We start from the raw sequence: 10,922 nt of genomic DNA, 5'->3' as shown, positions 1-10,922 counted from the left end.
TGTTCCTGCACCTGGGCCAAATGCTCCACCTGCACAAAACGCTCCTGAGACACAGGAGGCTAAGCCTAAGAAGAAAAATTTCTTCCAGAAGCTCTTCGGCGGTGGTGGCGATAAGGATAAGCAGTCTCAGCCGGATGCACCGCCTCAGTAAGTTTGGCACCGACAAACGATCGATGCTTTATTTACTAGGGAAGGTCTGATTAAGTTCCTGAACAATCCCTCGGGGGCTAAAGCCCCGTGACAGATGAGCGATTGGTGGCGTGGCTGAAGCCACGCCCTTTCAAAACGAAGACTTAATCAGGAGTTCCCTAGAGCAAATTTGCTGTTGGTGTGGAGGAAGGCAACCGCAGATTCCCTTCGGGAATGACAAACAAAGGGCTCGGCAGACTCGAAACCAACTGCTACCTTGCTCTAACGGCCGCAGCATTGATTTTGATTGCGGGTTTGCTCTTCCGTGAACGCTTCCAAACCATGTAGACGATTCGAGCGAGTAGAAGCACCGTCAGAACGGCGGTGTCCTTCCACGGCGTACGGACGCCGGTCTTAACCAGCCACCAGAAATGGATGACTCCGGCGATTGCGGCGACGTAGACCAGCCGATGCAGACGCTGCCAGTTTTTGCCTCCCATGGCCCGCATCACGAAGGACGGCGAGGTGGCCGCGAGCAGAAACAGGATGACCCACGCCAAGAGGCCGACCTGGATGAAGCGGCGCTTGAGCAGGTCGTCGACGATGGCCGGCCAGATGATCTTCCATTGCGTGATGATCTCGCCGGGATGGCCGGAGCGAATGCCGCTGAGGGCGGTGGCGATGTCGTAGCCCGAGAAGAGGAAGACGTACGTGGCGAGGTGGAGCGTCGCGTAGAAGAAGGCGTAGAGACCGATCAGACGACGGAAGCGGATAAGAAAGCTGATACGTGGCGAGAGACGGCGCAACGGGGTGATGGCGAGCGTGGCCAGCAGAATGTAGAGCGTCCAGTCGCCGGTGAAATGGGTGATGTAGTTGACCGGGTCGGGGTTGAGTTCGAGCGTGCCGTTGCGATAGAGGTGCAACAGGTAAATGAAGGGAGCGAGGCACAGGAGGTGGAGCAGGAACTTGAGGGCGATGATGGATCGTTTCGACATGGATGGGTTATCTGCGTGCGTGCTGCTGGTGGACTCGTAGGGAGGATTTTATGGAAAAACAGGCAAAGGCGAATACTGGCGGCTCTCCGCTGCGCCGCGCGATGAAGCTGCGCGGCCCCGGTCGAGATGACGTTTTTTGTGCAAGATTGGGATGACGTTTTTGTGAGGGTCGCTGACATTTCTTTGAATTGTTACAGGTTCTCAGGAAGTACCGAAAATCAGAAATTCTTTTTGAGGTTCATACCGCTGTAGAGGCTCGCTACCTGATCTCCGTAGCCGTTGAACATCAGTGTGGGAATGGTACGGGGCAAGAAACTGGAGTCGATGCGGCGCTCGTGGGCCTGGCTCCAGCGAGGATGATCGACCTGCGGATTGACGTTGGAGTAGAAGCCATACTCGTTCGGCGCCATCTCGTTCCAAAGCGTGTGCGGCTGCTTTGCGGTAAAGCTGATCTTGACGATGGATTTGCAGTTTTTGAAGCCGTACTTCCAGGGCATGACGACGCGGATGGGTGCGCCGTTCTGGTTGGGCAATGCTTGGCCGTAGCAGCCGAAGGTGAGCAGGGCGAGCGGGTTCATGGCTTCGTCCATGCGCAGGCCTTCGGTGTAGGGCCAGCTAAAGCCGCCGGGGATGTCAGGCATCTGCTTGCGGTCGAGGAGCGTGGTGAACTCGACGTATTTGGCGCTGGGGAGAGGGTCGCAGAACTGGATGAGCTCGGAGAGCGAGTAGCCGTCCCAGGGAATGACCATCGACCACGCCTCGACGCAGCGGTGGCGATAGACGCGGCTCTCGATGGGGCGGTACTTCATGATGCCGTCGATGTCGAGCGTCTGGGGCTTTTTGACGAGGCCGTCGATCTTGACCGTCCACGGGCGGGTGACGAGGGTGTGGGCGTTGCGGGCAGGGTCGGATTTATTGACGCCGAACTCGTAAAAATTGTTGTAGTTGGTGGCTTTGTTGAAGGGGGTCTGCGCGTCTGGAACGGTGTATTTGCTGGGAACGGTCTGAAGCTGGGTCGCGGCGTGGACTTCCTGGTCGGGATGCAAGAGGCCGGGGATGCGGGTGGCGGCGACAGCGCCTGCTCCGAGGACTGCCGCTCCGGCGAGAAAGTTGCGGCGAGTCTGTCGAGGCTGCTCGAAGACTTCCTTCGGGGTGATTTCGGAGGACGGGATATTGGGGCCGAGGCGGTCGGACTTGCGAATCAGCATTGGGCTTTCCTCTTTCCTTGTTTTGAGACCATCTCAGAGGGGATTTGGTTACAACGCAAGGCCCTATTGCTATAGATTACGCCCAGGCCCGCGGTTCGGATGTGCCTTCCGGGGCATCAGATATGAGAGATTAAAGCTAAATGATGATTAGACGGGCTTTTTCAGGATTTGGAATTCTTGCGACGATTGCGTTAGTGCTGCCGAGCGTAACTGCGTGGGGACAGACGCCGCATGACCCGGCAAATCTTGCCGGGGAGCAGGTCAAGGCATCGGTGGTAGCGGATGCGTTGCCCGCGAACCGTGGCGCCGCAGCGCTGGCGCAGGACCTGAAGAAACTTTCGACCCGGGCAAGCCTGCTGATGATCGTGGCCCATCCCGACGACGAGGACGGCGGGATGCTGACCTACGAGTCGCGAGGACAGGGCGCACGCGTGGGGATGCTGACCCTGACCCGGGGCGAGGGTGGGCAAAATGCGATGTCCGGGGACTTCGACGGCGCGCTGGCGCTACTGCGGACGCAGGAGCTGCTGGCCGCGGACCGTTATATGGGCGTCGACCAGATGTTCGGGACCGAGGTGGACTTCGGCTTCTCGAAGACGAAGGAAGAGTCGTTTGCGAAGTGGACGCATGAACGGGTCTTGTATGACGCTGTGCGGGCTGTGCGGCTGTATCGCCCGCTGGTGGTGACGAGCGTGTTTGTGGGCGGCGTGACCGATGGGCATGGCCAGCACCAGGTGAGCGGAGAGATCGCGCAGGAGGTCTTTACTGCCGCGGCCGACCCGAAGGTGTTTCCCGAGATGGGGTTGGAGCCGTGGGCCCCGGCCAAGGTCTATGCGCGGGAGCCGTTCTCGCGGGTGACGGAGAAGGGCATGTATGACTATGCGACCGGAAAGTATGCTCCGGCACGGTTTTATAACTACGTGACGAAGACGTGGTCGAGCGAAGCTCCTGCGGCGAATGTAGAGGTTCCGGAGGGAGATCACAGCGATCTGCTGGGGATGAGCTACGTGCAGTTTGCCCGGCGCGGGCTGTCGTTGCAGCGGTCGCAGATGGGTCCGAAAGGACGGACCGCACCGGCGGGCAAGTTCGATGTTGGGTATACGCGGTATGGCTCACGTGTCGGCGGAGGGGCATCGGAGAAGAGCTTTTTTGATGGCGTGGATGTTTCGGTGGTGGGAATCGCGGACCTTGCGCCCACGGAAAAATCATTTTTAAGGAATGATTTAGAGAGGATTTCTAAAGTAATCGATCAAGCGCAGACGCAGTATTCGGCTGGCGCGCCTGAGAAGATTGCTCCTTTGCTTAAGACAGGGTTAGTGGAGACCCGGGCCTTGATCGCCAGAATCGAAGCGGCAAAGGATATGACGGCGCGGGAGAGGTACGACGTGCTCCATGAGCTGCGCGTGAAGGAGGCGCAGTTCAACGATGCGCTGGTGGAGGCGCTTGGCCTGAGTGTAGAGGCGCGCGTTGCGGCGGGCAGTGCGGTGGTGCCGGGTTCGTTGGTGGACGTGAAGGTAGAGGTGGTCAATAGCGGCAAGGATCCCGTTCGCGTCGTGGCGAGGGATGAGCGCTCGATGGATGGCAGCAGGTGGACGGAGGGTTCCAGCGTAACTCCCGGCGATGGAGTTTTGAATGCGGGGGCTACCCTCGATTGCGGATTCAAGGTGAGCGAGAAGGCCGATGGTAATGCGGCGACGCGGCCTTATTTCACGCAAAAGAATGTGGAGCAGCCTTATTACGACATTCAAGCCGCGGCGATGAGATTGGCTCCGCTGCCTCTGCCTGCGGAGACGGTATGGATTACGGCGAAGTATGACGGCGTGGATGTTCGGTTTGGGCAGGTGGCGCTGGCCGCGCAACAGACTTCAGCCGGTGTCGTGTCGCAGCCGCTGGCGTTTGAGCCGGAGATGAGCGTGTCGATGCAGCCTTCGGCGGGCATCATTCCGCTTGGCGAGCGGAGCTTTCCTTTGACCGTTCATGTGCGCAGCGCGGAGCCGCAGGGTGTACGCGGAACGGTGCGGCTGAAGATGCCTGCCGGATGGCAATCGCAGCCGGACTCGGCGAATTTTCTGACAAGTGCTCCAGGGCAGGAACAGGCGGTCCCATTCGTCGTGACGCCGGGGGCGCTGGGCGAAAAGGCGTATACCCTGACGGCAGAGGCGACCTCGTCTGTCACGAATCGAACCTACGCCGAGGGCTACCGGGCCGTGGGATATGCGGGATTGACGCGGTCGAATCTGTACTCTCCGGCGACCTACCGGACGAGCGGCGTGGATGTGAAGGTGGCTCCGCATCTGAAGGTGGGATATTTGCCGGGGACGGGCGATGACGTGCAGAGGTCGCTGGAAAATATTGGAGTCCACGCGTCTACGTTGACCATGGCCGATGTAGTGGAAGGACGGTTGGCGGGCTACGACGTCGTCGTGCTGGGAGTTCGCGCCTATGCGGCGCATCCGGAGCTTGCCTCCGCCAATGGGCAGCTTTTGGACTATGCGAAGAATGGCGGCGTGGTGATTGTGCAGTACAACACGGCGGAGTACGACGGAGATGGCCCGTATCCGCTGTCGCTGGGCAGCGCGGAGAGGGTCATCAATGAGACCGATCCGGTACGCCTGCTCAAGCCGTCGAGCCCGCTGCTTAGCTGGCCGAACAAGATTACTTCGCGTGATTTTGAGGGCTGGGTCGAGGAGCGCGGGCATGGCTTTATCGAAACCTGGGACCCGCATTATGAGGCGTTGCTGGAGACGCACGATCCCGGCGAAGATCCGCAAATGGGCGGACTGCTCTATGCGCGGACAGGCAAGGGAGCGTACGTCTATGTTGCCTACGCGCTTTATCGACAGTTACCCGAGGGGGTTCCGGGAGCTTACCGCCTGTTTGCCAACCTGCTGAGCATTGGAAAAAATGTGAAGTAGGTCGCTCGGCGAGACAGAACAGGGCAAGTTGGTGCAAACTGTTTTGCATGATGAATGGCGCTCAGCAACGGCAGATGATGAATGCAGTGGACCTACTGCTCGACGCACGCAGGACGAACCAGCCCATCGCGGACCTTCCGGTGGATCTGCGTCCGGAGACCCTGGAGGAGGCTTACTTCGTCCAGGACAAGTTGTCGTGGGCCTATGAGGCGGTCGGCGGATGGAAGATTGGCGCTGCGACGGCCGATGCCACACCCATGTTTGCGCCTATGCCTGCGGCATGGATCTCGTGCAGCGGATGCGAGATGCGCGGCAGAACGCACCGATATCGCGGCCTCGAAGCGGAGATCTCCTTCCTGATGGGCGAGGACCTGCCCCCGAGGAAGACGCCTTACTCGCGCGAAGAAGTTCTGGGCGCGGTTGCAAGTTGTCACCCCGCGATTGAAGTTCTGGAGACGGCATTCGTCGATCCGATGCAGGTGGCAAAACTGTCGATGATCGCCGATTTGCAGATCCATGGTGGTTTCGTCTATGGGGAAGCTGTCCCGGATTGGCAGCATATTGATTTCTCGCAGGAGCACGTCACCCTGGCCGTCGATGGGTCAGTCCGGGTTGAGCGGACCGGCTCGAACACCTCGGGAGACCTGTTGCGGCTGCTTCCCTTTCTCGCCAACGAGGGAGCGGAGCGGACCGGCGGCCTGAGGCGCGGCGACTGGATCACGACCGGAAGCTGGACCGGGTGCACGCTGGCTTCGGCTGGGGCGGTTGCGGATGTAACCTTCTCAACTGCGGGCAAGGTCAACCTGAGGTTTGGGGCAGAGGGTTCTGAGCTGCCGGATTGAGCTGCCGGTTGATGGATGGGCATCTTTGCCGGATTGATAGGAATCCTAAACTGAGGCGGAGTTCTCCGTCCTGCGAGGTTTCCTGTGGCACGTCCTTATTGGTCTGGGCAGATTCAGATATCGCTGGTCTCTTTTGGCGTCAAATTGTTTGTCGCCACCGAGGCCAAGGGTGAGATTCGTTTTCATCAAATAAGTCGCAAGACGGGTGAGCGGGTGCGTCACCAGAAGGTGCTGGCATCGGCGCGGGAGGAGGCTCCGGATGAGGCCGCCGCGCCGGTTGAGAAAGATGAGATCGTCAAGGGGTATGAGTATCGTAAGGGCGAGTACGTTGCTATTGAGCCCAGCGAGATTGAACAGTTGCGCGTGCCCTCGAAGCACACAATTGAGGTGACGCAATTTGTCGGAATGGATGAGATTGAGCCAGAGTATCTGGAGAAGCCATACTTCGTGGTTCCTGAAAATGATGTGCAGGCGGAGGCCTTCGCCGTGGTGCGACAAGCGCTGCGCAAGACGAAGAAGGCGGCGCTGGGAAAGATCGCATTTGGTGGGCGCGAACATGTGATCGCTATAACGGCGCCTGACGACGACAAGCTCGCCGGCATGATGGCGTACACCATGCGCTATCAGGAAGAGTTGCGCGATCCGGCGGAATACTTTCGGGATATTAAGAAGGTTGCCATCAATGAGGACTCGCTTGAGCTGGCGGAGACGCTGATCAAGAAGAAGGCAGCGAAGTTCGATCCTGCGAAGTTCGTCGACGGATATGAAGCGGCGTTGAAAGAGTTGGTGGAGGCGAAGGTTAAACACGCGCCGATTCCCAAGGACGAGACTTCCGCTCCGAAGCGCGGAAACGTGATCAACCTGATGGATGCTCTGCGCAAGAGCGTCAGCGGCGGAGAGGCTGGAGGCTCCCGCGAGAGCGAGAAGAAGCCCGCGGCGAAGAGCGGTCGTGGTCTGTCGCTTATTAAATCTTCCTCGAAGCCAACCGCTGCAAGCGGCAGGAAACGGAAGTCGGCTTAGTCGACCGGATAGGGCGGAGGGAAGATGGCCCCGGCAAAGAAATCGGCAAAGAAGGTCGCGGCGAAAAGGCCTGCGCCGAAGACGAGAACAGCAAAAAAAGCTTCGCCAACCCCTTTGAAAAAGGCGGAGGCCAAGAGTGCGACCCACGCCGCGGATGCTGTGGATGAGCAACTGGCGCGATATCGTTCGATGCGCGATTTTCATGTCACGGCGGAGCCCAGCGGTGGCGCCAGCAAGAGTGGACGTGGTGCAGAGCAGCTTCCCTTCTGTATTCAGAAGCACGCCGCATCGCATCTGCACTACGACTTTCGCCTGGGTTGGAATGGCGTGTTGAAGAGCTGGGCGGTGGCAAAAGGCCCGAGCTACTTTACCGGGGATAAGCGGTTGGCCGTGCAGGTCGAAGATCATCCCATGGAATACGGCGGCTTTGAGGGCATCATTCCATCCGGCCAGTATGGCGGTGGCACGGTGATGCTGTGGGACCAGGGAACATGGGAGCCGCAGGCCGGCCACGAAGATGTGGACAAAGGACTGCGCGAGGGCAGTCTCAAATTCGTGATGCACGGCACCAAGATTAAAGGGAAGTGGGCGCTGATTCGCATGGGAGGAAGGGCCGCGAACGAGCGTAAACCAAACTGGCTTTTAATTAAAGAGCACGACGATTTCGAGCGGGGAAAAGACGATCCCTGTGTAACGGTCAAAGAACCTGACAGCGTTGTGACGGGCCGCAGCATGGAGCAGATCGCACACAACGAGGATCACGTCTGGAACTCGAAGGACACGGCCAAAGGAAAGGCCTGGTATCGGCAGATTGGCAACAGTCAGGAGACTGGGGACCGGAGTAGCACCTCGCCCGATCCAGGAGGCCATGAGAAGAGTTTGGCATTCAAGAAGAAACGTGCGATGACCGTTAGCGCATTTGAAGAGAGGTTGAGTAAATTACCGAAAGAAAATCAGCCCAGCTTCGTCGCGCCACAGCTTGCGCTGCAGGCCATCTCCCCGCCTGCGGGTGAAGGATGGTTGCATGAACTGAAGCTGGACGGATATAGAATGCAGGCTCGCAAGGACGGAAGTGGGGTGCAGATGCTGACCCGCAAAGGGCTGGACTGGACACATCGCGTGCGTGCCCTCGCTATGGAAGTGGCGAAGCTGGCGGTGGACAAGGTGACGCTCGACGGCGAGGTCGTGGTGGTTGCGGGAGATGGCACGACAAGTTTCGCGGATTTGCAGGCGTCGTTTCAGGATGGAGCAAAGAATGCGTTGACCTATTTCTGCTTCGATCTTTTACATGTGGACGGCCGCAATCTTCGGGAGCTGCCCTTGAGGCAGCGCAAGGAGATACTGGGCAGCGTTCTGAGTGGAGCGGACGAAGAGGTGGTGCGGGTCAGCGAGCACCTTGAGACGAACGGTGAAGAATTATTCCACAAGGCTTGTGAGCTTCACGCCGAAGGGATTGTTTCAAAGAAAGCGGCTGGCCGATATTCCTCTGGACGCGGTGGGGACTGGTTGAAGATGAAGTGTCTCCACGAGCAGGAGTTCGTCGTGGGAGGATTTACGCTGCCTTCGAACGGAAGCGAAGGCGTGGGGGCGCTGCTCCTCGGATATTACCGCGACGGCCAGTTGATCTATGCAGGACGCACCGGCACTGGCTTTACGCAGAAGACGCACAAATCAATCCGAAGAAGACTGAATGAACTAATTCAAACAACCGTGCCGTTTGAGCAGGTGCCATCGGAGGCGAAACGGGAAGTGAAATGGCTCAAGCCTGAGCTTGTGGTTCAGGTGAGATTTGCTACATGGACCGCGGACAATCTCGTTCGACAGGCAGCGTTCCTTGGAGTGCGTGAGGACAAGAGCGCAGGAGAGGTGGTTCGTGAAGAAGCTACTGTTGCTCCGCGACCGAAGGGCTCGGGAAAGAAGGCTGCAGAACAAACTGCCAATGCAAGAGCTGCCGCTACCCATAGAGTGAAGGGACACGTGGCAGCAAAAGAGCTAGCTGCCATGGAGCGCGCTCCGGTTCGCCTGACCCATCCGGAAAAAGTGCTGGATGAGAGATCAGGATTGACGAAGCAGATGCTGGCGGATTACTACTGGGCCGTCGCGGAGGATATGCTGCCGCATATTGCGGACAGGCCATTGAGCCTGGTGCGATGTCCTGATGGCGCAGATAAGCCATGTTTCTATCAAAAGCACGCAAGCCATGTACTACCCGACGGAATCGGCAGTGTGGACGTCGCAGACAAGAACGGAAAGGTTGAGCCTTACATTACACTTTCGACCGCGGAGGCTCTGACAGGATTGGCACAGATGGGGGTGCTCGAGGTACATCCCTGGGGATCGCGCAATGAAGACCTCGAGCATCCTGATCGGCTGATCTTCGATCTCGATCCCGACGAAGCGCTTGGATGGGATGTGCTGGCTAGCGCTGCAGCTGAAGTACGAAAGCGCCTCAAAGCTATCGGGCTGGAGAGCTTTCTGAAAACCACCGGAGGCAAGGGATTGCATGTCGTCGCGCCCATCGCGCCTAAGCTGGATTGGCCTGAGGCTAAAGAGTTCGCGCATGGATTTGTAAACGCGATGGAGAAGGCGAAGCCCTCGTTATATCTAACGAAGATGACCAAGGCTGCGCGCAAGGGAAAGATATATCTGGATTATCTGCGGAACGAGCGTGGCGCGACTTCGGTTGCTCCCTTTTCTCCGCGAGCACGGGCGGGCGCTCCCGTTTCGCTGCCTCTGAAATGGTCGGATTTGAATTTGACTGAGCGGCCAGTTTTTTCTGTGGCAGCGTTTGCAGAATGGAAGGCACGCTTGAAGACCGACCCGTGGAAGACGATGGCAGGGATGAAACAACGCATTACTGCGGAGGCGCTGGCCAGTGTCGGAATGAAGCGCTCGGCCTAACGTGTTGGGTTAGTGAGTTGCGCCGCTCAGTCTCATCACCAGGCATTTTGCCGCGCCGCCCGCTTTAAGAAATTCGCTCAACACTACCTCAACTACGCGAAAGCCTCTTAGCTTGAGTTGGCCGCTCAGTTCCCTGCTGACCTCGTTGAGAATAACGGTGCGATTTATATTGATGACGTTGCAGGCAAAGCGCAGGGCATCCGCTTCAGTAACGATAATGCGTTTGTCTTCGGCGTAGCAGGCTTCAATCCGGTCGATGGAAGCTTTGTCAAAGGCCGGTGGATAGTACATGACTGAGCCGTCTTCGAGTGGAGCGAAGCAAGTGTCCAGATGATAAAAGCGCGGGTCAACGAGATGGAGGGGAGCGACTTCAATCTTCCATGCCTCACTGAGATAGCGATGGCTGGACTGAAGGGTTCGCGGACCGTAGCCCGCCCAAAGGCGCGAGCCGTCGACGGCAAACAATGCATCGCCTTCGCCCTCGAATGGGGTCTCATGCGGAACACTCAGAACGGTATATCCGGCTTGATGAAACCAGCGGCGAAAGTGCTGCTCCTCACCCTGTCTCTCTTTATGGGAGAAGCTGCTGAGAACGACAACTCCCTCGCGCTCTAATCCGGCATTGGCGGTAAAGACCATGTCAGGCGAACCGGGCTCGGGCTCAACCAGAACGACCTCAGCAATCTCGGTCACTGCGTTGTGAAGATGCTGCCACTGTTCCGCGGCTACGACCTGCGAAGAGTCATGAAGATGGCCGGCCATCCATGGATTGATGACATAGCTTACGTCATAGAGTTTTGGAGGGCACATCAGAAACGTAACTGGGGCCGGAACAAGTTTCGAAGCGTAAAGAGGTAATGCGAAATTACCGGGAGACGGACTGATGGTTGTGCTCATCGACGTGCCTCTGAG

General features: G+C 58.2%; 7 protein-coding genes. 4 read left to right on the top strand and 3 right to left on the bottom strand.

Annotated elements, in window-relative coordinates:
- Positions 1-401 precede the first annotated feature (401 nt).
- Both VMU57_RS03630 and msrP read right to left on the bottom strand, forming a co-directional pair.
- Positions 402-1,124 (bottom strand): protein-methionine-sulfoxide reductase heme-binding subunit MsrQ, encoded by a 723-nt coding sequence (locus VMU57_RS03630; protein ID WP_325380878.1) that lies wholly within the window; start codon positions 1,122-1,124, stop codon positions 402-404.
- A gap of 218 nt (positions 1,125-1,342) precedes the next feature.
- Complete coding sequence (msrP, locus tag VMU57_RS03625) at positions 1,343-2,332, bottom strand: protein-methionine-sulfoxide reductase catalytic subunit MsrP (protein WP_325380877.1); 990 nt, start codon at positions 2,330-2,332, stop codon at positions 1,343-1,345.
- 140 nt (positions 2,333-2,472) lie between these two features.
- Between msrP and VMU57_RS03620 the strand changes: the two genes are divergently transcribed.
- The 4 genes from VMU57_RS03620 (at position 2,473) to ligD (ending at position 10,010) form a co-directional block, all read left to right on the top strand.
- Positions 2,473-5,247: a PIG-L family deacetylase gene (locus VMU57_RS03620; protein ID WP_325380875.1), complete on the top strand. Its 2,775-nt coding sequence runs from the start codon at positions 2,473-2,475 to the stop codon at positions 5,245-5,247.
- 47 nt (positions 5,248-5,294) lie between these two features.
- Positions 5,295-6,089, top strand: a complete 795-nt coding sequence (locus tag VMU57_RS03615; protein ID WP_325380873.1) for a 2-keto-4-pentenoate hydratase — start codon at positions 5,295-5,297, stop codon at positions 6,087-6,089.
- 84 nt (positions 6,090-6,173) lie between these two features.
- On the top strand, positions 6,174-7,109 hold the full coding sequence (locus tag VMU57_RS03610; protein WP_325380871.1) for a Ku protein: 936 nt from the start codon (positions 6,174-6,176) through the stop codon (positions 7,107-7,109).
- Positions 7,110-7,133: 24 nt separating this feature from the next.
- Positions 7,134-10,010, top strand: a complete 2,877-nt coding sequence (gene ligD, locus VMU57_RS03605; RefSeq protein ID WP_325380869.1) for a DNA ligase D — start codon at positions 7,134-7,136, stop codon at positions 10,008-10,010.
- A gap of 9 nt (positions 10,011-10,019) precedes the next feature.
- Here the strand turns inward: ligD and VMU57_RS03600 are convergent, their stop codons facing one another.
- The gene (locus VMU57_RS03600; RefSeq protein ID WP_325380867.1) at positions 10,020-10,907 is read right to left on the bottom strand and encodes a dimethylarginine dimethylaminohydrolase family protein; all 888 of its coding nucleotides are present in this window, start codon (positions 10,905-10,907) and stop codon (positions 10,020-10,022) included.
- Positions 10,908-10,922 lie beyond the last annotated feature (15 nt).

The sequence above is a fragment of the Edaphobacter sp. genome (assembly GCF_035532915.1).
Lineage (GTDB): Bacteria > Acidobacteriota > Terriglobia > Terriglobales > Acidobacteriaceae > Edaphobacter.
The sequence above is the reverse complement of the archived record's forward strand: the minus strand, read 5'-3'. Positions and strand labels throughout refer to the sequence as shown.